Below are 24,452 nucleotides of genomic sequence, written 5' to 3' on the forward strand. Positions count from 1 at the left end.
TTTGCGTCTAATTTACGTATGACAGTTAGCCATTTCGACTAAGGCATAAACGGTAGAACGAAATGCGAGTAAAGGAGTATATATGAGCGACTCGATCAGTCCTATTGCCATCGTAGACGAGTTAAAGCAATCCTATCTGGATTATGCGATGAGCGTGATCGTCTCGCGCGCGCTGCCTGATGTGCGTGATGGGTTCAAGCCTGTGCATCGCCGCGTCATGTATGCGATGCATGTGCTATCAAATGACTATAACAAAGCTTATAAGAAGTCGGCACGTGTGGTCGGTGATGTTATCGGTAAATATCACCCGCATGGTGATAGCGCCGTTTATGATGCTATCGTGCGTATGGCGCAGAACTTTAGCTTGCGTTATCCCATGGTTGATGGTCAAGGTAACTTTGGCTCGATCGATGATGATCCACCAGCCGCCATGCGTTATACCGAAGTACGCATGACCAAGCTGACTCATCAGATGCTCGCTGACTTGGATAAAGACACTGTCGATTGGGAAGACAACTACGACGGCTCTGAGCGTATGCCAAGCGTGTTGCCGGCGCGTATTCCAAACTTGCTCGTCAACGGTGCAACTGGTATTGCGGTCGGTATGGCGACCAATATGGCTCCGCACAATTTGACCGAAGTCATTAATGCCTGCCTCGCTTATGCCAATAATCCGCAAATATCAGCGGAAGAGCTGATGACGCATATCTCAGGTCCTGACTTTCCGACAGGCGGTATCATCTATGGCCGCGCAGGTATCCTAGATGCGTATCGTACGGGTAAAGGCCGCTTGCATGTGCGTGGTCGTTATATCATCGAGCCGATGAGTGATACAGGCGTCAACCGTGATCGCGAGCGTATCGTATTTACAGAAGTGCCTTATCAAACCAATAAAGCCAAGCTGATTGAGCGTATCGCAGAGCTGGTTCGTGACAAAAAGATCGAAGGTATCACAGAGATTCGTGATGAGTCGGACAAAGACGGTATGCGCATCGCTATCGATCTGCGCCGTGGCGAGACCGCTGAGGTTATCGTCAATAACTTATTCTTGCAAACGCCGCTTGAATCGAGCTTTAGTATCAATATGGTAGCACTCGATAATGGTCAGCCTAAGCTGTTGACCTTGCGTCAACTGATTGCCGCCTTTGTGCGTCATCGTCAAGAAGTGGTGACGCGCCGTACTATTTATGAGCTAAATAAAGCGCGCGTTCGTGGTCATTTGCTTGAGGGCCTAACGGTTGCACTTGCCAATATTGATGATATTATCGCGACGATTAAAGCCTCAGCCAATCGTGGTGAGGCGCGTGAGAGCTTGCTAGGTAATACTTGGGGCTCAGGTAGCGTCGTTGCTATGCTCGCCGCCGCAGGTAGTCAGTCAGTACGACCAGAGTATATTGAAGGCGAAGATCCCAAAGCACCTTTTGGTCTAATTGATGGCTCAGTACAAGGCGAGCAAAGTTATCGCTTATCACTTGAGCAGGTCAATGCAATTTTGGATATGCAATTGCATCGCTTAACAGGTCTTGAGCAGGACAAATTAACTGAAGAGTATCAAGATCTACTGCGCGAAATCGCCAATTTAGAAGCTATCCTTGGTGATTTTGATAAGCTGATGACCATTATCGCTAATGAGATGATTGAGATTCGGGACAACTTCGGTGATGAGCGTCGTACTGACATTATTGACTCGCGTACCGACTTTAACCGTGAAGATCTAATCCCTGAGCAAACGGTTGTCATGACGGTATCACGTACAGGCTACGCTAAAACGCAGCCAATCGATGATTATGTCGCTCAAAAACGTGGCGGAAAAGGCAAGTCAGCGACGGCGATGAAAGAAGACGATGTCATCGATCATTTGGTGGTGACCTCAACGCATGCGACGGTGCTTTGCTTCACCGATACCGGACGTGTCTTTAGTCTACGCGGCTTTGAAGTACCTATTGCTAGTCGCGGCGCGCGCGGTCGTCCATTAGTCAATCTCATTGGCTTGACGGGTGATGAGACCGTCACGACGATACTGCCAATACCGCAAAATACCGCTGATGTTACCGGTCACTTTGTGTTCTTTGCAACCGCTAACGGTACAGTGAAACGCGTTGAGCTAGAGCAGTTTGCTAGTATTCGCTCTAATGGCCTAATCGCTGTTGGTTTAGAGGATGATGACAAGCTCGTTAGCGCTCGCATTACTAGTGGTAGTCAAGAGGTTATGCTGTTTGCCTCAAGTGGTAAGGCTATTCGTTTTGATGAAAATGATGCGCGTTCTATGGGCCGTACTGCAAAAGGCGTGCGCGGCATGCGTCTGAGCGACGATGAAGTGATCAAATCCCTAGTCGTCATCGAAGATGATGTCCGCGAAATCTTGATTGCCTGTGAAAACGGCTTTGGCAAGCGTACCTTTATCGATGAGTTCAATACCCAAAACCGCGGCGGTGGCGGCGTTATCGCTATCAAAACCAGTGCGCGTAATGGTGCTTTGGTTCGCGCGACTAAGGTGGAGCCTGAAGATGACATTATTCTCATTTCAGATAAGGGTACGCTAGTTCGTACCCCTGTCGAGCATGTCGCAAGCTCAGGCCGTAATACGCAAGGCGTTACTTTGATTCGTCTGTCAAAAGATGAGAAACTCGTGGCTATGGCCCGTGTTGAGCATGATGAGAGTGATAATGCACTCGTCGATGCTATGCGTGAGGACGGCACCTTTGATGTTGACGCCCAAGAGCAGATCGATATAGACGCACAGACAGATAGTAGCGCTCATGATGAGATCAATGACTCTATCGATATTGCAAATGACTATCAGCTAAAAGATGATGGTGCTTTAGGCGATATTACTTTAGACAATGAAGGCGACGCCGATGAGGACTGATCCGCTAAGCGACTAACATACTCTTACTTTTAACCTTTTTTAAAAAAAGCCTCTGACGTTATCGTCGGGGGTTTTTAGTTTTTGCTAACTGTTTTTATCACGCTAGTATCTTCAATCTATCTAACCTATGAGGCTACCGTTATGCTCACGACCAATCAAACGTTTCAAGGCACAGTCGCTTCTGTATCAGCGAGCTTCTTATTCTCCTTGATGTTTTTGTTTGGGCTGTTTATGCAGCCTTTATCAGGGACGCAGGTGGCGTCTTGGCGGGTGCTAATGATGCTGCTTAGCCTGATATTGTTAGTGAGCTTTACTCGGCAGTGGCAGCATGTGGTTGATTATCTAAAGACCATAAAGACGCCAATAGATTGGTTGCTATTTATTTTACCAACGCCTATTCTTGGCGGGCAGATTTGGTTGTTTATGTGGGGACCAGTCAATGGCCTGGGTCTCGATGTGACCTTGGGCTATTTTTTACTGCCGCTTGCGATGATTATTGTTGGGCGGTTTTTGTATCGTGAGTATATGAGTGCGCTGCAGTGGGTGGCGGCATTGCTTGCGGCTATCGGTATTGGCTACGATATTTTTCAGTATGGTACGGTATCTTGGGCAACTTTGTTTGTCTGTTTGGGTTATCCGCCATATTTTTTGATGCGTCGCAAACTTGCTGTACCGCCTATCACAGGTTTGTTGTCTGATTTAACCTTACTGACGCCCTTTGTTTTAATCATGCTTTATAGTAGTGGCGGCTTTAGTATGGCGATGCAAGCGAGTAAGTTTTGGTACTTGTTGCCGCTGTTAGGGGCCTTTAGTGCTTTTGCGATGTCGCTGACCATGGTCGCTAGTAGCAAACTGCCCATCTCGTTGTTTGGCGCTTTGAGCTATGTTGAGCCTATGCTCCTGTTTGTATTGTCCGTAACGGTACTCAACCAAAGTCTGGATGAGGGTGGCTCACTATTTATGTACGCGATGATTAGTTTGGCGCTGCTAGTGATGATTATCGATAGTGCCAAGGGCTATATCACGCGCCGCACAGAGGATAATCTATACGGTTACAACGAGCCACAGGTGAACAGCTTCCCGCCGCGTCGCCGCCTGAAAAGTCGCCGTATTGAAGGCGCTCTAGCGGCACATCGATTCCGTAAAATCCAAAAGTATCAACAAAATATCGAAAAGCTATCGCAGAAAATAGAAAACATAAGCTAAAAACGACGGTCTATATTAAAAGAGATAAATGGTGATCAAAAACCTTTACCTCTATACTAGTCATACAATAAAGTGTCAAAACGCAAAAAATACGCTATGATTAGGTGCATTTAACGAGCACTTGATCAGACGTCGATGGTTTTACAATTATGCTGTTATTAGTAATCAAAGATAACAAGACAATCAAGCATAAGCTTTACAATAACTAAAATTTATAAAATATCTATTATCACATTAGGATTACCTATGTTACATCTTCATCATTTAGAGAACTCACGCTCGCATCGCATTTTGTGGCTATTAGAGGAGTTGGGCGCTGACTATAAGCTCACCTGTTATGTACGTAACAAGGCTTATCGCGCACCTGATAGTCTCAAGCAGATTCATCCTATCGGTCATGCTCCGATACTAGAAGTTGATGGACGAGCGCTGATAGAATCAGGATTTATCATCGAGTATCTACTCAAGCACTATGATCCTGAGCATAAGTTCAAACCCACTGATGATCAAGAGACGGCGTGGGAGAACTATACGTTTTGGTTGCACTTTGCCGAAGCGTCGGTCATGCCGCCACTAGTTATGCGCTTGGTATTTACCAAAGTCGTCGAGCAGTCACCTATGCTGATCAAACCTGTTAGTAAAAAGATTCGTGATCAAGTTGAAAAAAGCATGATTAGCAGCAGCTTGGATAAGATGCTGACGATGATGGAGCAGCATTTAGAGGACAATCGTTACTTCGCTGGTAGCGAATTTAGCGCCGCTGACATCCAGATGCATCTGGCTGTACTGGGTGCTAATGCGGGTAAAGGACTGGATAAAAGAAAGTATGCTAATCTGCTTAACTGGCTTAACCGCTGTGAAGAGCGTGATGCCTTTAAGCGCGCTGAAGAAAAAGGCGGTCGTCTAAAGTTCTAGTATATCGTTTGAAAATTTTTAACAGGACTTAAAGTAAGACAAAGGGTGCGTTATCGATTAAAATATTGATAACGCACCCTTTTGTTTTGGATGTAAATATAAAGGTATTATGATGGCAGACCCAAAAAATTTAAAAAACCCATTCAATGAAGAAGACATTGTTCAGCAGCCTGTGTCAATGAAAGCTTGGGGACAAAAGCTACTGGTTGCGCTGCTATGTGTAGCCAGTTTTTATGGCGGCTGGAAATCGTACGAGTCCAACATGGTTAATGAGTGTTATGGCAGCGGCGGTCAAATTATTGAAGGCGAGAGAACGCTATCATGCCAATTGCCTTAGTCTCACAAGCATACGTTTTGACAGATATAAATAAGAGCTGTAGCTTATGCTTAAATTAACCTTTTTGGGGACCTCAGCAGGCGTGCCTACCAAAGATCGCAATGTCACAGCGCTGGCGGTTGAATGTCTTAATCCCTATTTATCTCACTCAAAAGCGTCGCATTCAAAAGCGTCGCATTCAAAAGCATCTGCATCACAACCGTCTAAAAAGTCACGTCCGTGGCTACTCATAGACTGCGGCGAGGGCACTCAGCAGCAATTATTGCGTACTACATTATCAGTCCATCAGCTCGCCGCTATCTGCATCACTCATGTCCATGGCGATCACTGCTACGGTCTGCCAGGTTTGCTTGCTAGCAGCGCAATGTCGGGACGCTCTGAGCCACTAACGATTATCGCGCCGCAAGCCATCGCTCAGCTGATTGAGGCTGTCAAAGTAACGACTGATCTGTACTTGCCTTATACTATTAATTTTATAGCGATAGAAGAGGTGTTATCACAAGCTAAAGATAGCCAAGACAATAAAATTCGTCTCAAGCTAACCGATCAGCATCATATCGATATTGATATTACGCTCTTGTCACACCGCGTACCCTCGCACGCATTTGGTATGACGCAAAAGATAAGTCGACGTACGCTCAACACTGATAAGTTAATCGCTGATGGGGTGCCCGCTAGTAAGATATGGGGACAGTTGCAACAGGGCGAAGACGTCTATACCAAAGAGGGTAAGCGGCTATATTCAGCCGATTATGTTAACACCGAGGAAAAACGCACTCGTATCGTCGTCGCAGGAGATAACGACACGCCTACGTGCTTACAAACCGCGCTACAGGATACAGACCTGCTCGTACACGAAGCCACTTATACTACGCAAGTGCTTGCCAAGATTCAGGCAAAAAATCTTGAGTTTGATCCTATGCATAGTAGCGCGGCACTCATCGGACAGTTTGCGCAAGATAGGGGTGTGCCCAATCTAATTTTGACGCATTTTAGTGCGCGTTTTCAGAGCTTTGATAATCCTGACAGTCGCACGCCAAATATGGGTCATATCCGCACTGATGCTCAAAGCACCTATCAGGGCAATCTATGGCTAGCTGCCGACTTTGCCCAGTATTTAGTTGAAGGGGCTGATAGACAAGTGACTGCTTTGGGTTCTACTTTAGATTCTGGTCTTGATAAGCTAAATTCGTAGACTTTGATATTAAGGTTTATCATCATCCATTGCCAATTGCACCTGTCCTATCCAGTAGCGACTAAATTGATAGGCCACTCGCCCAGAGCGACCGCCGCGCTGCGCGGCCCAGCGTAGCGCTTCAGCTTTGATAGACTCTGGTAGAGTGTCATCATTTGCATCTTCATTACTGTCATCAGACACAGCACTAAAAGACATAGTGTTTAAATAATGCTGAACAATGTGTAAGTAGGTGCGCTGATCCATCGGATGAAAGGACAGCCACAGACCAAAGCGATCCGAGAGCGATACCGTTTCATCTATGGTCTCATAAGGGTTGACCTCATCGGTCTGACCGTCATAAATACTGACATTATCTTTCATGAGCTGCGGCAGTAGGTGACGTCGATTACTAGTGGCATAGACAAGTAGCTTGTCTTGCTCAGAGTCCAGCGCGCCGTCTAATACACTTTTGAGCGTGCGATAGCTCTCATCTTGCCCGTTAAACGCCAAATCATCGCAGTAGACCACATAGCGGCAGTGGCAATCCGCTGGCAGCGCATTGATAGCCGCGCGAATTTTGTCCAGTACCTTTAAATCGTCACGGGCAATCTCGATAATGCGCAACCCTTCGTTATGGTAGGCTTGTAGCAGTGCTCGCACCAGTGATGATTTGCCTGCGCCGCGTGTTCCTGTCATGAGTACGTGATTGGCAGGATAGCCTTTTAAGAACTGGCGCGTGTTCTGTACCAGTTTTGCCTTTTGCGTATCGATACCATGCAAGTCATCTAAACTCAAAAACAGGTTGACGGCTAAAGGTTCTAGATGACCTTGCGCGCCGCCGACCCAGCGATAAGCGAGCTGCTCGGGATCAATCTCAATAGTAGGCGGCAATTGCTGCTGTAAGTACTGAGCAAGCAAGTCTAATACAGGCTTAGGTAGAGCGTACTGAGACATAGTGTTTCTTATCATTAAGAGTAGTTAGAATAGGGGTTTGTTTTGTTCGTTAAATACAAGGGCTTTATTTTATCATGAAAGATAGCGCCGCGATGTCTTTAGAACAACAAGCCTTGCAAGTGCAGGCGAGTCAGCTGTTGCCTATGATCACACGCAAGTTTTTCAAGCTTGGCTATCAAAACATGGCTCATCAACGGATCAGTCAGCAGGCTGATAATACACAGATATATCAAGGTATAACTCGCGCTCAGCATGAGCAGTTCGGTGATGTCATGATCAGATGGCAGCTCAGTATGGATGACTGTTCATCTGAGTTTCATGATGAAGCTAAAGTCTTGCGTGCTCTAGAGCAAAATCATAAGAATCTAATTGCTATTGCGCCATCAGTATTGGCTTTTGACATCCTACATTTAAAAGTATTAGAAAAGCAGCAAACCCTAACCTTACTCGTCATGCCCTATTACGCGCAGGGAAGTTTGGCGAAGTATCTCACCCAGCCTTTAACTGAGCTGCAAAAGCATCAGCTCATAATGCAAGCGGCACGCTTGATAGCTCATCTGCATAACGCTGGCTTAAGTCATGGCGACATCAAACCGAGTAATTTTTTAATTAATAACAAGCACTTTATCAATACGAAAAATCCTGCCTTATTACTTACTGATTTTGCTTTAGCAAAACTGATTGATCCCAGCTCTGTTGAAAGTGCTAAGAAAAACAACTTAAAAACTAGCTCAGGCACGCCCGCTTATCTAGCACCCGAATGCTGGCAAGGGCAAAATACAAGTGTGCAAAGTGATATTTATGCCTTTGGTATTATGCTGTATGAGATATTAATGGGCGAGCGAGCATATAAAATTGATAATCAAAGTTATGAGCCGATAAGAGATTGGGCCATTCAGCATTGTCAGCAGTCTATTCCGCTATTACCTTCTCAATATCGTCGCTATCAATTGATTTTGGCTAAGGCACTTGCGAAGCGGGTAGAGAAGAGGTATTTGAGTATGGAGGAGGTTTTGGAAGATTTGAGTTATTTATAAAACACAAAAAAGCCTGCTAATAAGCAGGCTTTGGTATTTGGTCTAAGAGTTACTATCGAAAAATGGTGGGGCTGGAGAGACTCGAACTCTCACACCTTGCGGCGCCAGAACCTAAATCTGGTGCGTCTACCAATTCCGCCACAGCCCCATTTTGGTTACTCTATCATCAAAAACGTTTAGATTCAAACGCGCTCAAGACGAATAACTGATTCGGTAGTGCGTCTCAGTGGTTGGCTATTATATAGAGTTTGAGTCGTTTGACAACCCCTTTTGACAATTATTTTTACTTTTAGCCTTATTTAATTTTGTGTTGATAGCGCTTAACTGGTATTAAATCATTTTAAGTGCCTTGACGATACGCTTAGGGCGGTATATCGAGCTGTTGTAATTTGCGCGTCAAAGTATTGCGTCCCCAGCCAAGCAGGTTGGCCGCTGCTATTTTTTTGCCGCCGGTATGCCTGAGTGCTGCCCTCAGAAGGATACGCTCAAATTCAGGCGTTGCTGTTTGCAGTATATCGGTAGCGCCTGATTGCAAGGCTTGCTGCGCCCATTCGGACAAGACTTGTTGCCAGCGTTCGCTATAACCGGAATCAGATTGTGCGGCTATCGATAGCGGTTGACTGTTTTGAGTCAAATCTCTTTGCGCATCATTTGGTATGGCGGTATTGGTAGAGACTTGAGCAAGTAATTCAGGCGGTAAGTCCTCGCTCATAACGGTATCGCCTGTGGTCATGACGGTCAGCCATAGACAGACATTCTCTAACTGACGAACATTTCCGCGCCACTCAAACCCTTGCATCATGCGCATGGCATCTGTGTGTAACTGCTTGGGCTCTGTGCCCATTTGCTCAGCGGCGCGCCGCATAAAATACTCCGCTAATGCTGGAATGTCATCGATACGCGCACGTAGCGGTGGCAGCGGCATACGAATCACATTGAGCCGATAAAATAGATCCTCACGGAACTTGCCTTGCTCAACTAAGTGCTCAAGGTTTTGATGGGTAGCGGCGATGATGCGTACATCAACTTTGACTGGCTGTTGACCACCAACCCGATAGAATTCGCCATTTGCCAAGACTCGTAGCAGCCTTGTCTGAGTACTAAACGGCATATCGCCAATCTCATCTAAAAATAGCGTGCCGCCATCCGCTTGCTCAAAGCGTCCTTGCCTACGCGTGGTGGCTCCTGTGAACGCGCCTTTTTCGTGTCCGAATAACTCAGATTCAATCAAATCATGAGGAATGGCTGCCATATTTAAGGCGATAAAAGGCTGCTGCGCGCGCGGTGAGTGTTGATGTAGTGCGCCTGCCACCAGCTCTTTGCCAGTCCCTGACTCCCCTGTAATAAGGACGGTAATAGGGGAGTGTGCCAAACGTCCGATAGCACGAAAGACAGTCTGCATCGCGAGCGATTGACCAATAATGCCGCTGGGATTGGGATTGGGATTAGGATTGAGGTGGGGTTTGTTAGTTCTTTGAGCGGTGTTATCTTGCCCCTGTTTTTTGAGTGGCCAAGTAGGTTTTACCTCGACTGGCTTATCTTTTTTACTTGTTTTATTTTCTATCGTAGTGGTTTTATTATCTTCAGTGCAGTTTTGAGGACTGGCATTGTCTGTTGGCTGATAATCGATAGCTTTATAAATGGTTGCGACCGCATCGTCTAAATCAAACGGCTTAGGCAGATACTCAAACGCGCCTGCTTGGTAGCTGTTAATCGCTGAGGTGATGTCTGAGTGCGCGGTCATAATGACGATGGGCAGATCAGGGAAATGCTGGCGTACCCAATCGCTAAAGGATAAGCCGTCCATCATCGGCATGCGAATATCGGTCAAGATCACATCGGGCAGCTCGGATGTGGGTTCACGCTCCTTTAATATATCATTAAGCCGTGTCCAGGCCGCTTTTGCTTGCGTGAAGCTGACGACATTGAGATTGGCATCGGTAAAGGTATCGGCGAGAATGAGACGCAAGGCCGCATCGTCATCGATTAGCCATAGCGTTGCGGATGATTTATGAAAGTTATTTTCAGTCATATAAAAAGCCTAAAGGGCAATCTTAAGTGATGTTTTACGAGGTACCGACGGTATCGCTCGGTTGCTCAAAAGGTAAATACAGCGTAAAGCATGTGTGCGCTTGCTTGTGATCTGATGTCACCTCAATCATACCATGATGGCGATGCACGATATCTTGTACGATGGAGAGTCCAAGACCTGTACCAGTTGCGCGGTGAGTCACCATCGGGAAAAATATTTGTTCGATAAGCAAAGGATCTATCCCCAAACCATTATCTGTAATAGCAACTTGCAGTACTTGTCTGTGCTGCTGATGACCGATGGTATGCTGAAAGGCAACTCGCGTTTGAATACGAAGTGTGGCTGATTGAACAGACGTATCATAGATCTTTTCACTCATCGACTCGCAAGCATTATTAATCAGGTTTAAAACCACTTGAATCAGCTGATCCTTATCGGCAATAAGCTCAGGCAAGGACAAATCATAATCTCGCTCAATGGTTACATTAGGATATTGATTGAGCGCAAGCATCAGCACATGCTCAAGCGGTTCGTGAATATTGACAGCTTGCCAATTGGGCAACTGATTGGAGCCCAGTAATTGGTAGATAAGAGCCGTTAAACGATCGGTCTCTGAGATAACGATATGAGTATAACTACGAAGCTTTTGCGCAATTGTACGAGCAGCAGGTTCAGAAGGAGCAAGATTGTTATTAGAATAGTTAGACAAGCTATTATTTTCACTTATATCATATAGCTTGTTGAATTGTCGCTCAAGCAACTGCGCTGCGCCGCGAATACCTGCCAATGGGTTTTTGACCTCATGAGCGACCGAGCGGAGCATTTGCCGTGCCACCTCGTACTGCTGCTGTTTGCGCTGATCTTCGGTAATGCGGCTTTGACGATTCTTGCCCCACATCTCTATGATAAAAAACGGCTGCTGCTGATAAATGACTGGCGTCACGCTATAGTCTATAGATAGTAACGCGCTATTACTCAATGACGATCTAATAACATGATCGTGATCGATAAAGGGCTGCTGAAAGTGTTGAGCTTGCGCAAAACGCTCTTTTAGTAAGCAAGGTTTATTTGCTGCATCTGAGCCTTTAAAGTGATTAGACACCTCATCTGGCGCTAGCAGGGTTAGAATAGAGTGACCTAATAATCGCGCGCGGCTAATAGCGAGTAATTGCTCGGTTTGCGGATTTAGCCATTGAATAATAAGCGCCTCATCGACCCATAGCACGGCGGTAAATAGGTGCTGGGAGATAAAAGCGGTTTGCAACTCATTAGAGCCTGGCACAGTGATAGTCACAAAAGGGATATCCATAAAAAATTGGCATTTCACTTAGCATTATAATCAACACAAGAAGTCATAAATAGAATATTTAACCATAAATCAAAAGCTTGCTGCTAAAACTGGCGCGGCAAATTGGACGTTTAAACTGGTGATTTGACTAAAAAAAACGTACAATGCGCACAGTTATTTTATCTTAAGCAAGGTCAGCCATGTCCAAAATCTCAACCGAATCATTGACGACAAATAGCAAACCGCAATCAGCGCTGCAAGATACTGCCACCGTCTTTAATCCTGCCCAAGTACAAACCCCTGAGGAGCCGGCGCAGCCTTATCATCATAAGGCCAATCATAATCAGAACCGGAGCATTGAGCAAAGTGGTGAAGCAAGCGTGAGCATGCCTGTGAATGCGGCGCCAAAGATCGGTTTTGTCTCGCTTGGCTGCCCAAAAGCCTTGGTCGATAGCGAACGTATTATTACAGAACTTACGCGCGACGGCTACCAAGTGGCAAGTGACTATTCAGGTGCTGATTTGGTCGTGGTCAATACCTGCGGCTTTATCGAGTCAGCGGTACAAGAGTCGCTCGATGCAATTGGTGAGGCCATCAGCAAAAACGGTAAAGTCATCGTTACCGGCTGCTTGGGCGGCGATGCGGACAAAATTCGTCAAATGCATCCTGCTGTGCTCGCGGTGACAGGCGCTCATGCTTATGATGAAGTCATCACCGCAGTTGGGCAACACGTGCCTAAGCCCGCGCGCAGCGTAGATGACAACTATGATCCAAAAATAGATCTGATTAATGAGGCGGGTATTAAATTAACCCCGAGTCATTATGCTTATCTAAAAATATCTGAGGGCTGCAATCATCGTTGCACGTTTTGTATCATTCCAAGCCTGCGTGGTGATTTGGTCTCGCGTCCCATCGATAGCGTCATGAACGAAGCATTAGCACTCAAAAATGCTGGCGTCAAAGAGCTGCTTATTATCTCACAAGACACCTCCGCTTATGGTCTGGATCTCAAATATAAGACCAGCTTTTGGAATGGCATGCCGCTTAAGTCCAAGTTTTATGACATGTGTCAAGCATTGAATGACTTAGGGATTTGGGTACGCTTGCATTACGTTTATCCTTATCCGCATGTCGATAAAGTGGTTGAGCTCATGGGCGAGGGCAAGCTGTTACCTTATCTCGATATTCCGTTCCAGCATGCCAGTCATAGCATCTTAAAAGCCATGAAGCGCCCAGCGCATAGCGAAAACACCTTGGCACGTATCCACAAATGGCGCGAGATTTGCCCTGAGATTGTTATTCGCTCGACGTTCGTCGTTGGCTTCCCAGGTGAGACCGAAGCCGATTTTCAGTGTCTGCTCGATTGGCTGGCCTGCGCACGTCTTGATCGCGTCGGCGCCTTCACTTATTCAGAAGTCGAGGGCGCGGTTGCTAATGACTTGCCCAATCATGTACCAGAGGACGTTAAGCAGTCTCGCTATGAGCGTTTGATGGCGCTACAACAAGACATCTCAGCGCAAAAGCTGCAAGAAAAAGTCGGTAGAACCCTGCAAGTACTCGTTGACGAGATAGACTTTGAGGAAGGCATCGCTATTTGCCGTAGCTACGCCGATGCGCCAGAGATTGATGGTCATGTCTACGTCGATGATATTAATGCCACTGTAAAAGTGGGCCACCTCCTAACGGTCACGATTGATGACGCTAGCGAATATGATTTATTTGCCAGCTATCAAGGTTAAACTAAAAGCTAGATTAAAATAAAAAATAGGGTAAGTGAAAGCTAGGTTAAATTGGCAGATAGATTGTGATTTAGCCTAAGTCATAAACACATTTAGATTTAACCATTAACGCCAGTGAAAATTGCCCAACGACGAGCAGTTTTTGCTACAATTAGCGCAATTTGACCTAAGCGTCCACCCGAGCATGCGTCTGACGCTTTAGGTTGAGAGCACATCCAAAATTTTGTTATCACCCAATTATAAATCACCCAATCATAAAAGGTAATCCTATGTCTGACAAGAACCCTCAATTCTCGCGTATTTTACTCAAACTCTCAGGCGAGGCGTTAGCAGGCGGCAAAGACATGGGTATTGATACCTCAGTGCTAGATAAAATGAGTTTATCTATTGCGCATCTGCGCGGTCTTGGGGTTCAGGTCGGTATCGTCGTCGGTGGTGGCAATCTCTATCGCGGCGCGCAGTTACAAAAAGAGGGCTTGGTCGGACGTGTGACCGGCGATCAAATGGGAATGCTTGCAACAGTGATGAACGGCCTTGCGATGCGTGACGCACTTGAGCGCCGCAATATCAAGACGCGCTTGATGTCAGCGCTACCTATTGGTGAAGTGACTGAGAGTTATAGTAGCCGTAATGCAATTCGCTATCTCAAAAACGGTGAGGTTTGTATTTTTGTGGCTGGTACAGGCAATCCATTCTTTACGACGGACACTGCTGCTTGTTTACGCGGGATTGAGATTGAAGCGGGTCTTATATTAAAGGCGACTAAAGTAGACGGCGTCTATGACAAAGACCCAAGCTTGCATAGCGATGCGGTCAAATATGATGGTCTAACCTTTGATGAGGTGCTCGAGCAAAAACTTGGCGTTATGGATTTAACCGCAATTGCACTGTGCCGTGAGCATAACGTACCTTTGCAAGTGTTCGATATGACCAAGCCCAATGCCCTTCTAAATGTGGTTATGGGCGAAAATGAAGGCACGCGCGTTTATCATTAATAAAAAATAATGCACAATTAGTCTATAGCGCTATAACATAGCAAATATTATCGATATAAGGATCTATTATGATTAAAGAGATTAAACAAGATGGCGACGCGCGCATGGCAAAAACGCTAGAGGCGCTTGAGAACACCTTTAGTAAGGTCCGTACCGGCCGCGCCCACCCAGGGATGCTGTCAGGGATTATGGTGAGCTACTACGGTGCACCAACGCCTTTAAATCAAGTCGCTAGCGTTAACGTCGAAGACTCACGTACGCTATTAGTGCAGCCCTTTGATCGCACTATGGTACAAGCCGTGGACAAGGCTATCCGCGAAGCAGATTTGGGTCTAAACCCTATGACCGCTGATGTGATCCGCGTACCGATGCCAGCACTCACTGAAGAGACGCGCCGCGATATGCAAAAGCTTGCACGCGGTGAAGCCGAAAACAGCCGCGTCTCTATTCGCAATATTCGCCGTGATATGATGAATGACATCAAAGAATTGGCCAAAGAAAAAGAAATCTCAGAAGACGATGAGCGCCGCGCTAACGATGATATTCAAAAGATTACGGATAAGTACATCGACACTATCGATAGTCGTTTAAGCAAAAAAGAAAGCGACTTGATGGAAGTGTAAGCGCATTTTTAATCTTGGTAAAATACAGCCTATAGTGTGATGCTATGGGCTGTTTGTTATGTAGCACTATCGGTTAAGTTATATCTGCTCTCTAATATCGAAAATTAGGCCCATTTTTAAACTTATCGCTCTACATTGCTCAAAAACGCTACGGTAAGCTTTTTTAACGAGTTATCCTATTTATGATAAGTTTGTGAAATACTAGCGCAAGGCTTTTGCTACGATATAGAGCACGTTATGATAACCCCACTATCACAACAAGTAGACGACCTCATGTCCACACTGAACAAAAACGATAAATCTCTCATGCCGCGGCACATTGCTATCATTATGGATGGCAATAACCGCTATGGCGATCATCATAAACTTGCTAAAGGTGAAGGCCATATCGCAGGTAAAGATGCGCTAGATCCTATCGTCGAGTACTGCGTAAGCACTGGTATTGACGTGTTAACTGTTTTTGCTTTTTCGAGTGAAAATTGGCAGCGCCCGCCGAATGAAGTAGCGCTGTTGATGCGCTTGTTGGCATTGACTATCAACGAGCAAATGCCAAGAATGCAAAAATATCGTATTCGTCTGCGCTTTATCGGTGATCGCAGTCCGCTCAGTAGCGAGTTACAGAATTTGATGACTGACGCTGAACAAAAAACCGCTGATTTTGAAGCGATGACCTTAGTTATTGCCATCAGCTACGGCGGGCAGTGGGATGTGGCACATGCTGCAAAAACGCTTGCCGAGCAAGTGCTAGCAGGACAGTTGCAAATTGAGGATATCAATAAGGAGCGCTTAGCTGCGCACGTACAATTAGCGGACGCGCCAGCGGTAGATATGCTGATTCGCACAGGCGGTGAGTACCGGCTCTCTAACTTTTTGCTTTGGCAATCAGCGTACGCAGAGCTGTTTTTTACTCAGACCTTGTGGCCAGATTTTACGCCAAATGAGCTTGAAGCAATGCTCACTGATTTCGCGCAGCGTCAACGCCGCTTTGGCAAAACCAGTGAGCAAGTTCAAGTACAAGACTTGTCTTAGAGTCTAGATTTATAAAAAACTGCTATTTGGGGCGCGTCATTTTGCGCGCTATACCGCAAGGGTTTTATTTAAGACGCTGTATTTACTGTTATACTGTGGTCATTTTTAGACCTCTTTTGACTTTATAAGGCTAGGTGACCATGTGGCAACGGATTAAAACAGCAATTGTTCTAGTTATTATCGTTGGTATTGCGCTATTCGCCAGTCAAGAGCCTTATTTGATTCTCCCTCTGCTCGCCATTGGCGTGACCATCTCAGCTCATGAGTGGACCAAACTGATGCCTAAGTGGCGTCAACCTGCGGTTTTTGTCTTTATGGTACTTATCATAACGCTGGTGTCTTTGTTCTTTAAAGTCACTTGGATCGGATGGTGGGTCGCCTCCTTAATCATCTGGATCATGGCGCTGTCATGGGTGCGCAAATTTCCAACGCATACCAATTGGTATGGCAAGCAGCTGGCATTGATGGGCGTGGTTATCCTAACCTCGTCTATTACCGCGATGTTCTATTTGTGGCAGTTGTCACCGTGGTGGCTACTTTATGTGTTCTTGCTAGTATGGTGCGCTGATAGCGGCGCTTACTTTGTTGGGCGCAAAATCGGCAAGCGCAAAATGGCGCCCAACGTCTCACCAAACAAGAGCATGGAAGGGCTTGCAGGTGGACTGGTTACGGGTCTTTTAGTGGTGCTTGCTATCAGCGTCTTTAAGTTGCAATTGACAGGCTTGCCCTTAATCGCTTTTGCTACCTTATCTGCGCTTACCATACTGGTCTCGGTACTCGGTGATTTGTTTGAATCTATGCTCAAACGCCGTGCTAAAGTCAAAGATTCAGGCACTATCTTGCCCGGTCACGGCGGTATACTTGATCGTATCGACTCGCTACTATCAGCCACGCCTATTTTTGCTCTTGGCTTTTGGGCGCTACAATACTCAAACCTTTTGGTGATTTAAATACAAACAGGTATGGCTTACTTTTTTTAAAATAAGAAAGCTATACGTGTTTAAGGTATGTGATGGCTTATCAAAAATGCCCTAATTGCGAACTACCTTATCCATATCCAAACACTTCTTACTTTGACATCATCTATAGGCAATACTCATCATGACACAACGCATCGCTGTATTAGGCGCAACGGGTTCAATCGGTGATAGCACGCTGGCTATCTTGGCAGATCATTCTGATGATTATACTGTCTATGCGTTATCAGGCTATCAGCGCTTAGACAAACTATTTGCGCTATGTCAGCAGTTCAAACCCATGCGCGTCTGTGTCCCTAGCGCGGATGTCGACAGCTTCGCTCAGCGCCTAAGAGAGGTAGGCTTAAACCTTGATGTCGTAGGCGGTAGAGCAGGGCTTATCGATATTGCAACCGACGCGCAAACTGATACGGTTATGGCTGCTATCGTTGGTGCGGCAGGTCTGCCATCTACTTTAGCTGCCGCGCGCGCAGGCAAACGTATTTTGCTGGCGAATAAAGAAGCTTTGGTCATGGCAGGTCAAGTGCTGATACGCGCCGTAAAAACGCATAAGGCCACGCTACTCCCGATTGACTCAGAGCACAATGCGATATTTCAATGCTTACCTGCGAGTATTCAACAAGACCCTGAGCAAATCCATGACAGTAGCTTTGGTGTGCGCAAATTATGGCTGACCGCATCAGGCGGACCTTTTTTGGATCAAACCTTTAAGCAGATGCAGCAAGCAAGCGTCGCTCAAGCGGTCAAACATCCCAATTGGTCGATGGGTCAAAAGATATCGGTAGATTCTGCGACTATGATGAACAAAGGACTTGAGCTGATAGAAGCATGTCATTTATTTGATTTGCCAGAGGACAAAATAAATGTCGTCATGCATCCGCAAAGTATCATTCACTCAATGGTAGAATATAGTGACGGCAGCTTTTTGGCACAGCTTGGTAGTCCAGATATGAAGACGCCTATTGCTCACGCGCTCAGCTACCCCAAGCGTATCGATAGCGGCGCGCAGCCTTTAGATTTATTTGCTCTAAGTGCGCTTGAATTTATCAAGCCTGACTTGCAAAAATTTGCCTGTTTGCGTTTGGCTAGGCAGGCAATGCAAGCGGGTACGCAGGCGACCATTGTATTGAACGCGGCTAATGAGATTGCCGTTAACGCATTTTTGGACGGGCACATTCGCCTAACCGATATCGCCGATATTAATGAGCGTACATTAGCTCAAGTCGCAGTATCCGCGCTAGAAGCTGATGCTGACATCGACGACATTTTAGCTATCGACACCCTAGCGCGTCGCCATGCTCAAAGTCTAATCAGCCAACAATATAGCGAGATTTAAACGAGACTTATCATGACATTTATATTGACGCTACTGGCGGCTATTTTTGTATTAGGTCCGCTCATTGCCTTGCACGAGTGGGGTCATTATATTGTGGCGCGTCTTTGCGGCGTCAAAGTGTTGACTTACTCTATTGGCTTTGGTCCCAAGATTGCAGGCTGGACGAGCAAAAAAAGCGGTATCGATTATCGTATCTCAGCGCTGCCTCTGGGTGGTTATGTCAAAATGCTCGATGAGCGCGAGGGCGAAGTTGCAAAGGAAGAGCTGCATTTAGCGTTTAATCGCCAGCATCCGCTAAAAAAGATAGCGGTTGTCGCAGCAGGCCCCTTGATGAACTTTATCATAGCGATTGCGCTGTTTTGGGTGCTGTTTATGACGCCATCTGAGCAATTAGCGACCAAGATTGGTCAAATATTACCAGACACGCCAGCGGCAATGGCTAATATGCCAGCGGGTGACAAAATCGTCGCGATTGACGGTCATGAGGTGCAAACTTGGGAGGCGATCAATTATCGCTTAGCCAATTTCATGGGTGAGACCCAAAGCGTCAGCGTAACCTTGGAGTCTGACCAGCAAGTCGCCCAAACGTATCAGGCACCTGTTAGCGAGTTTATGCAAGGCGATGACCAAGGCAAAGACGCTTTGACTAGTTTTGGTATGTTGCCTTGGCAACCGACGATTGCTCCTATCATTGGTGAGCTGTCCGCTGACGGCGCGGCAAGCTTGCAAGGTATGCAAGTTGGCGACCAAATCACTGCTATCAATGATATCGCTATAAGCGATTGGATTAGTGCCACTCGAATCATTAAAGACAGTCCTGAGACGCTGCTTAATTTTACGGTACTACGCGATGGCAAACCGATGACTCTGCAGATTATGCCGCAGGCCAAAAAAGATACTATGGGTAACCGCTATGGACAGATAGGTGCTATGGTCGCACAGACTGACATTGTAATTCCAGATGCTTATAAGACCACGGTTGAGTACGGCGCGGGCGCCGCTTTGGTACAATCGTTCAAAAAAACAGAGCAATTAGCGGTGATGACGGTCAGCTCGATGGGCAAGATGCTCTCTGGAATGATTGGATTAGATAATTTATCAGGGCCGATCACTATAGCTAAAGTTGCCAAGCAAAGCTTTGATATCAGTTGGGAGATGGTGCTATCGACCGCTGCGCTTATAAGCCTAAGTCTTGCTGTACTCAATTTGCTTCCGATTCCAGTGCTCGATGGCGGTCATATTGTCTATTATGTTATAGAGCTTATCAGCGGTAAGCCACTACCTGAAGGCATACAAATAGCGGGGTTAAATATCGGTTTACTCTTGCTGGTAGGTTTCATGGTGTTAGCGATTGGTAATGACATCAGCCGGCTATTTTAATGCTTAATAGCGCCCTTAAAAGAGTCAAGCGCGATAGACTAATGGATGTAAGGTGGTAAAGCCTAATTTATAAGGGTATGCTACTGACAGCATCCAAGCTTGACTGCTGTACTAATCGTAATTTTTAGTTTATTTTGTAATACGTTTTATATAAAGTGTCCTAAGCTGCTCATGGTCGTTTATCATTTATTAAAGGTGATAGCACTTGACCACGTATATTTTTTAACTTAACTTAAGCAAGTTTTTTATTGACGGATAGTGTTTATGCGTACGCCTTTATTGATGAGTGCGGCAGGGTTGCCGTTAGTTGTAGCGATGATGAGTGTGCCTGCACAAGCAGCCACCTTTGTAGTGACCGATATTGGTTTTACAGGCTTACAGCGCCTAACTCCTGACAGTCTTTATCCTGTATTGCCCATCGATGTAGGCGATACGGTAACCGATAGTAGCCTTGCCGCTAGCATCAAAGCGCTCTACGCTACGGGTAATTTTGCCAATATTCAAAGCCGCGTCGAGGGCAGTCAGCTAAGCTTTGAAGTCATTGAGCGTCCTATTATCGCTGAGGTCAACTTTGAGGGTAACAAGCTCATACCCGAAGAAGGCTTAGAGGAAGGTTTGGCGAGTGCGGGTCTATCAGTTGGCGATGTACTCAAGCAGTCAACGCTACAGGCGGTCGCAAACGAGCTACAGCAGCAGTATATCTCTCAAGGGTATTACAATAGTAATATCGAAGTCGATCAAACCTTACTCGATGGCAACCGCGTCAAGCTCGATGTGCGTTTTATCGAAGGCAAGCCTGCTAAAGTTGTTGATATCAATATCATTGGCAATAGTCACTTTAGTGATGAAGATATAAAGGATGTCTTTGCCGTCAAAGAATCCTCTTGGACGCGCCTGCTCTCTAAATCTGATCGCTATGCAAAAGAAAAACTTGCGGCAAGTTTAGAGAACCTAAAAGCCCTGTACCAAAATGACGGCTATGTGCGCTTTAATGTCGACAACGCGGTTCTTAATATTAGCGAAGACAAGAAGAGTGTGTTTATCGAAATCAGCCTAACGGAAGGCGATCAGTATCAATTTGGTGAAGTCAACTTTTTGGGTAAGCCGACTTTTGAGAGCAGTGAGCTGCGAGAACTGGTTACTTTTGCACCCAATGAGCAGTACTCTCAAGCCAACCTAGATGAGACAACCGCAGCACTAAAAAATCGCTACGGCAATGAAGGCTACTATTTTGCGCAAGTGCGCCCTGTACCGCGTATTAATGATGAGACTAAAGTCGTCGATGTCGATTATTACATTGATCCTGCGCGTCCTATTTATGTTCGTCGTATCAATTTTAGTGGTAACTTAAAGACCCAAGACCAAGTACTGCGCCGCGAGATGCGTCAGTTAGAAGGAGCACTGGCTTCTAACCAAAACATTCAATTATCCCGTACGCGATTATTGCGTACAGGTTTTTTTAAGACCGTCAATGTTGATGTCAGACCCGTCCCTAACCAGCCTGATCAAATCGATATCAATTATACAGTAGAAGAGCAGCCCTCTGGTAGCTCAACGATTGCAGCAGGTTACTCACAAAGTGGCGGCGTGACCTTTCAGTTGGATCTCACCCAAAACAACTTTATGGGTACAGGGGATCGCGTCAAAGCGTCATTGTCACGCTCGGAGACTCGCGACGCTTATAGTCTAGGGTATACTGACCCTTACTTTACCGAAAACGGCGTATCACAAGGTATCAGTGCCTACTACCGCGAAACTAAGTTCGATGATCGTAACGTTAGTAATTACGTCACTGACTCTTATGGCGCTACTCTTAATTATAGCTATCCGGTTGATGAAACCAAACGCGTTAGCGCAGGTATCAATATCGATAACACCGATGTGCGCGGTGGACGCCGTTTAGGTGTATCAAACGTCGATCAAATCATTGACGACGGCGGATCGTTTGAGAACTTTACAGGGGAATTTGAAGGACGTACGGGTTTTAAAAACGATTATACGACCTACAATCTACTCCTTGGTTGGGATTACAGTACGCTCGATCGCCCTGTATTTCCGACTAAGGGTATGAGCCATACTGTTGATGCGACTATTGGCCTTGGTGATGTCAATTACCAAAAACTCATCTACCGTGGTAATGTCTATTATCCACTATATAAAGACGTGGTAGCACGCGGTTATACCAAGCTTGGCTATGGTAATGACTTACCTTTTTATGAGAATTTTTATGCAGGCGGTTATGGCTCAGTTCGAGGTTATGAATCCTCTACTTTAGGTCCTAGATCACAAAGCTATGCTGATGCAATCAGTGATCAGGACATCCGTAGCCTCAGAGACGAGGAAGTTGGGGGTAATGCCTTAGCAACCTTTGGCGGTGAGCTTATATTACCACTACCATTCAAAGGCGACTGGGCCGATCAAGTCCGTCCAGTGTTGTTCGCTGAGGGTGGTCAAGTCTTTGATACGACCAATAGAGAAGACAAAAACTTCGTCGATCCAAATGGTAACGTGACCGTAAACCCTGATGGTAGTCCAGTCAAACTATTAACTCAAGATAAAGACCTGCGCTTTAGTGCAGGCGCTGGCGTCACTTGGTATACCCCTATTGGGCCTATTTCAATCAGTTATGCGGTGCCTTTTAATGATAAAGAAGGTGATGAGACCGAAAAAGTTCAGTTCCAGATCGGTAGCACCTTTTAGATAGTAGCTGTTAAGAAAAGATTTCAAAATTATCCAAGTAATGACTTCAAAATAACGACTATAGATAAGCGGTTATCTATAGTCATCGTTTACTTAACTATGTCTTTACTTATTTGAGATTTAAGTTAAGTGTTTTTGTTTAAGGTCAGTCTTTGAATAGATGACTGATATACTCACAACTCTTTTATTCATAACTACAATACTACGATCAATTATGACAACGATTGAGCAACTTATTACCCAAATTCAGATGCGTCAGCCAGTATCAAACAAATCTGAGCTTAGCTGCGAGCAATTGCAATCGAGCTTGACTGGTATCGGCAGCCTATTTGATGCAAACTGCGAGCAATTGAGCTTTTTGGCAGACCCAAATTATATCTCCAGTCTGGCTCAGAGTCAGGCAGGGGCCGTCTTGGTGACTAAAGAGTATCAGCAGCAGGTGCCCGCAGGTATTATCCCTTTGGTTGTTGATAACCCGTATCTGGCTTATGCTAGCAGCAGTCAGCTGTTTGCCTTTACTTCAGCGACCAGTCATATTCACAAATCTGCTATTATTGCTGAGAGTGCAGTTATCGGCGACGCGGTCAGTATCGGCCCTTTTTGTGTTATAGGGGATCAGGTTACTATCGGCGCGCGTAGCTGCTTGGACGCTCATGTTGTCGTTGAGGCTCATGCTGTTATAGGTACAGATTGTGTTTTAAACCCTCAGGTAGTCGTGAGCCACCACTGTATCCTTGGTGATCATGTGCGCTTGCATGCAGGGGCAAGTATTGGTGCTGAAGGCTTTGGTTTTGCGCCAAGCAAAGACCCTAGTACTAGTGGTTGGGAGCGCATCGCGCAATTGGGCCGCGTTGTTATCGGCAACCATGTCCGTATCGGTAGTAATACCTGCATAGATCGCGGCGCTATTGATGATACGGTGATTGGCAATCATGTTATTATTGATAATCTGGTGCAAATAGCGCATAACGTGCGCATAGGTGATGGCAGCGCTATAGCGTCGCAGACAGGCATTGCGGGAAGCACAACTATCGGTAAACGCTGTATCATAGGCGGCGCTGTGGGTATTACAGGTCACATTAGTATTACAGACGATGTCACCTTATCTGGCATGTCTATGGTGACCAAGTCGATAAAGGTCGCAGGCGCATATTCATCTGGGACTCCAGCGATGCCCACTGCTAAATGGCGCAAAGCTGCGGTAAGATTTCGCAAATTAGGTTATGATTAATAATCCGCTAACAAATAGTCGTAAATAACCGCTTATAGCAAGGAAGGCATATTATGAGCACAGCAGATTTTGAAACACTCAGCGATGACGACATCAGTAAACTGGCGGAGCAAGGACTGACTCTACCCTTAACCTACCATACCCTAAAGCACTATCTGCCGCATCGTTATCCTTTTATGCTAGTAGACAAGATCACCGCTTGCAAACCGGATGAGTCTATTACTGGTATCAAGAACGTTACGATTAACGAAGAGTTTTTTAACGGTCACTTTCCAGGCGAGCCCATTATGCCAGGGGTGCTAATGGTAGAGGCGATGGCACAAGTATCAGGGGTGCTTGGGTTTATCAGTGCCGGATTAACCGCAGAGGATGGTTATTTGTATCTGTTTGCAGGCGTGGACAAGGTTCGCTTTAAACGTAGAGTCATACCTGGTGATCAACTCATCATCCGCTCAAAGACGACTATGCAAAAAAGCGGCATTTATAAATTTGATTGTACCGTACACGTAGACAACCAACTGGCTGCCAGCGCGCAAATTATGATTGCTCGTCAAGAGCAACCTGCTAAGTAATGCGCGCTCTGAGCAATGCATGCTTAACAATACCAGCGCTATACTAATCATCTTA

The 24,452-nt window shown here is 45.9% G+C and carries 19 protein-coding genes and 1 tRNA gene; 16 read left to right on the forward strand and 4 right to left on the reverse strand.

All coding sequences use genetic code 11. The annotated features are described in order from the left end of the window. Positions 1–82 precede the first annotated feature (82 nt). The 5 genes from gyrA (at position 83) to ACTXGE_RS09950 (ending at position 6,522) form a co-directional block, all read left to right on the forward strand. Complete coding sequence (gene gyrA / locus ACTXGE_RS09930; protein WP_443541448.1) at positions 83–2,869, forward strand: DNA gyrase subunit A; 2,787 nt, start codon at positions 83–85, stop codon at positions 2,867–2,869. 141 nt (positions 2,870–3,010) lie between these two features. Beyond that, a complete protein-coding gene (gene rarD / locus ACTXGE_RS09935) occupies positions 3,011–4,075 on the forward strand; it encodes an EamA family transporter RarD (protein ID WP_443541449.1) in 1,065 nt (354 codons plus the stop codon). Between the two features lie 246 nt (positions 4,076–4,321). Further along, entirely contained in the window at positions 4,322–4,990 is a 669-nt protein-coding gene (locus tag ACTXGE_RS09940) for a glutathione S-transferase (protein ID WP_317199980.1), read from the forward strand. A gap of 112 nt (positions 4,991–5,102) precedes the next feature. Next, positions 5,103–5,327 (forward strand): hypothetical protein, encoded by a 225-nt coding sequence (locus ACTXGE_RS09945; protein WP_317199981.1) that lies wholly within the window; start codon positions 5,103–5,105, stop codon positions 5,325–5,327. Between the two features lie 46 nt (positions 5,328–5,373). Continuing rightward, the gene (locus ACTXGE_RS09950) at positions 5,374–6,522 is read left to right on the forward strand and encodes an MBL fold metallo-hydrolase (protein ID WP_443541450.1); all 1,149 of its coding nucleotides are present in this window, start codon (positions 5,374–5,376) and stop codon (positions 6,520–6,522) included. A 9-nt stretch (positions 6,523–6,531) separates the two neighbouring features. Here ACTXGE_RS09950 and ACTXGE_RS09955 read toward each other — a convergent pair whose 3' ends face one another. After that, complete coding sequence (locus ACTXGE_RS09955) at positions 6,532–7,458, reverse strand: ATP-binding protein (RefSeq protein WP_443541451.1); 927 nt, start codon at positions 7,456–7,458, stop codon at positions 6,532–6,534. A 74-nt stretch (positions 7,459–7,532) separates the two neighbouring features. On the opposite strand from ACTXGE_RS09955, the gene ACTXGE_RS09960 reads away from it, so the two are divergent. Beyond that, positions 7,533–8,495: a serine/threonine protein kinase gene (locus ACTXGE_RS09960; RefSeq protein ID WP_443541452.1), complete on the forward strand. Its 963-nt coding sequence runs from the start codon at positions 7,533–7,535 to the stop codon at positions 8,493–8,495. 63 nt (positions 8,496–8,558) lie between these two features. Here ACTXGE_RS09960 and ACTXGE_RS09965 read toward each other — a convergent pair. The 3 genes from ACTXGE_RS09965 to ACTXGE_RS09975 all read right to left on the reverse strand — a co-directional run bounded on the left by ACTXGE_RS09965 (position 8,559) and on the right by ACTXGE_RS09975 (position 11,836). Next, positions 8,559–8,643, reverse strand: a tRNA-Leu gene (locus tag ACTXGE_RS09965). Positions 8,644–8,856: 213 nt separating this feature from the next. Next, the gene (locus tag ACTXGE_RS09970; protein ID WP_443541453.1) at positions 8,857–10,527 is read right to left on the reverse strand and encodes a sigma 54-interacting transcriptional regulator; all 1,671 of its coding nucleotides are present in this window, start codon (positions 10,525–10,527) and stop codon (positions 8,857–8,859) included. Between the two features lie 34 nt (positions 10,528–10,561). After that, positions 10,562–11,836 (reverse strand): two-component system sensor histidine kinase NtrB, encoded by a 1,275-nt coding sequence (locus tag ACTXGE_RS09975; RefSeq protein ID WP_443541454.1) that lies wholly within the window; start codon positions 11,834–11,836, stop codon positions 10,562–10,564. 179 nt (positions 11,837–12,015) lie between these two features. Between ACTXGE_RS09975 and rimO the strand changes: the two genes are divergently transcribed. The 10 genes from rimO to fabZ all read left to right on the forward strand — a co-directional run bounded on the left by rimO (position 12,016) and on the right by fabZ (position 24,397). Then, positions 12,016–13,554, forward strand: coding sequence for a 30S ribosomal protein S12 methylthiotransferase RimO (gene rimO / locus ACTXGE_RS09980; protein WP_443541455.1), 1,539 nt, complete (start codon positions 12,016–12,018; stop codon positions 13,552–13,554). Between the two features lie 269 nt (positions 13,555–13,823). Continuing rightward, on the forward strand, positions 13,824–14,549 hold the full coding sequence (pyrH, locus tag ACTXGE_RS09985; protein WP_435950637.1) for a UMP kinase: 726 nt from the start codon (positions 13,824–13,826) through the stop codon (positions 14,547–14,549). 68 nt (positions 14,550–14,617) lie between these two features. Continuing rightward, positions 14,618–15,172, forward strand: a complete 555-nt coding sequence (gene frr / locus ACTXGE_RS09990) for a ribosome recycling factor (RefSeq protein WP_317199688.1) — start codon at positions 14,618–14,620, stop codon at positions 15,170–15,172. A 282-nt stretch (positions 15,173–15,454) separates the two neighbouring features. Further along, entirely contained in the window at positions 15,455–16,201 is a 747-nt protein-coding gene (gene uppS, locus ACTXGE_RS09995) for a polyprenyl diphosphate synthase (protein WP_443541495.1), read from the forward strand. Between the two features lie 140 nt (positions 16,202–16,341). Further along, positions 16,342–17,151, forward strand: coding sequence for a phosphatidate cytidylyltransferase (locus tag ACTXGE_RS10000; protein WP_443541456.1), 810 nt, complete (start codon positions 16,342–16,344; stop codon positions 17,149–17,151). 151 nt (positions 17,152–17,302) lie between these two features. After that, a complete protein-coding gene (gene ispC, locus ACTXGE_RS10005; protein WP_443541457.1) occupies positions 17,303–18,514 on the forward strand; it encodes a 1-deoxy-D-xylulose-5-phosphate reductoisomerase in 1,212 nt (403 codons plus the stop codon). A gap of 12 nt (positions 18,515–18,526) precedes the next feature. Beyond that, the gene (gene rseP, locus ACTXGE_RS10010; RefSeq protein ID WP_443541458.1) at positions 18,527–19,894 is read left to right on the forward strand and encodes an RIP metalloprotease RseP; all 1,368 of its coding nucleotides are present in this window, start codon (positions 18,527–18,529) and stop codon (positions 19,892–19,894) included. A gap of 264 nt (positions 19,895–20,158) precedes the next feature. Beyond that, positions 20,159–22,594 (forward strand): outer membrane protein assembly factor BamA, encoded by a 2,436-nt coding sequence (bamA, locus tag ACTXGE_RS10015; protein ID WP_435950648.1) that lies wholly within the window; start codon positions 20,159–20,161, stop codon positions 22,592–22,594. Positions 22,595–22,808: 214 nt separating this feature from the next. Next, positions 22,809–23,825 (forward strand): UDP-3-O-(3-hydroxymyristoyl)glucosamine N-acyltransferase, encoded by a 1,017-nt coding sequence (lpxD, locus tag ACTXGE_RS10020; RefSeq protein WP_443541459.1) that lies wholly within the window; start codon positions 22,809–22,811, stop codon positions 23,823–23,825. A gap of 53 nt (positions 23,826–23,878) precedes the next feature. Then, positions 23,879–24,397 (forward strand): 3-hydroxyacyl-ACP dehydratase FabZ, encoded by a 519-nt coding sequence (gene fabZ, locus ACTXGE_RS10025; RefSeq protein ID WP_435950651.1) that lies wholly within the window; start codon positions 23,879–23,881, stop codon positions 24,395–24,397. Positions 24,398–24,452 lie beyond the last annotated feature (55 nt).

The organism is Psychrobacter sp. T6-4 (assembly GCF_052258425.1).
Taxonomy (GTDB): Bacteria; Pseudomonadota; Gammaproteobacteria; order Pseudomonadales; family Moraxellaceae; genus Psychrobacter.

Coding starts and splice junctions, on each gene's coding strand:
- ACTXGE_RS09975 (WP_443541454.1), bottom strand. CDS start 11,836: ATGGATATCCCTTTTGTGACTATCACTGTGCCAGGCTCTAATGAGTTG.
- frr (WP_317199688.1), top strand. CDS start 14,618: ATGATTAAAGAGATTAAACAAGATGGCGACGCGCGCATGGCAAAAACG.
- ACTXGE_RS10000 (WP_443541456.1), top strand. CDS start 16,342: ATGTGGCAACGGATTAAAACAGCAATTGTTCTAGTTATTATCGTTGGT.
- bamA (WP_435950648.1), top strand. CDS start 20,159: ATGCGTACGCCTTTATTGATGAGTGCGGCAGGGTTGCCGTTAGTTGTA.
- pyrH (WP_435950637.1), top strand. CDS start 13,824: ATGTCTGACAAGAACCCTCAATTCTCGCGTATTTTACTCAAACTCTCA.
- rimO (WP_443541455.1), top strand. CDS start 12,016: ATGTCCAAAATCTCAACCGAATCATTGACGACAAATAGCAAACCGCAA.
- gyrA (WP_443541448.1), top strand. CDS start 83: ATGAGCGACTCGATCAGTCCTATTGCCATCGTAGACGAGTTAAAGCAA.
- ispC (WP_443541457.1), top strand. CDS start 17,303: ATGACACAACGCATCGCTGTATTAGGCGCAACGGGTTCAATCGGTGAT.
- rseP (WP_443541458.1), top strand. CDS start 18,527: ATGACATTTATATTGACGCTACTGGCGGCTATTTTTGTATTAGGTCCG.
- rarD (WP_443541449.1), top strand. CDS start 3,011: ATGCTCACGACCAATCAAACGTTTCAAGGCACAGTCGCTTCTGTATCA.
- ACTXGE_RS09955 (WP_443541451.1), bottom strand. CDS start 7,458: ATGTCTCAGTACGCTCTACCTAAGCCTGTATTAGACTTGCTTGCTCAG.
- ACTXGE_RS09950 (WP_443541450.1), top strand. CDS start 5,374: ATGCTTAAATTAACCTTTTTGGGGACCTCAGCAGGCGTGCCTACCAAA.
- ACTXGE_RS09960 (WP_443541452.1), top strand. CDS start 7,533: ATGAAAGATAGCGCCGCGATGTCTTTAGAACAACAAGCCTTGCAAGTG.
- ACTXGE_RS09940 (WP_317199980.1), top strand. CDS start 4,322: ATGTTACATCTTCATCATTTAGAGAACTCACGCTCGCATCGCATTTTG.
- ACTXGE_RS09945 (WP_317199981.1), top strand. CDS start 5,103: ATGGCAGACCCAAAAAATTTAAAAAACCCATTCAATGAAGAAGACATT.
- lpxD (WP_443541459.1), top strand. CDS start 22,809: ATGACAACGATTGAGCAACTTATTACCCAAATTCAGATGCGTCAGCCA.
- ACTXGE_RS09970 (WP_443541453.1), bottom strand. CDS start 10,527: ATGACTGAAAATAACTTTCATAAATCATCCGCAACGCTATGGCTAATC.
- fabZ (WP_435950651.1), top strand. CDS start 23,879: ATGAGCACAGCAGATTTTGAAACACTCAGCGATGACGACATCAGTAAA.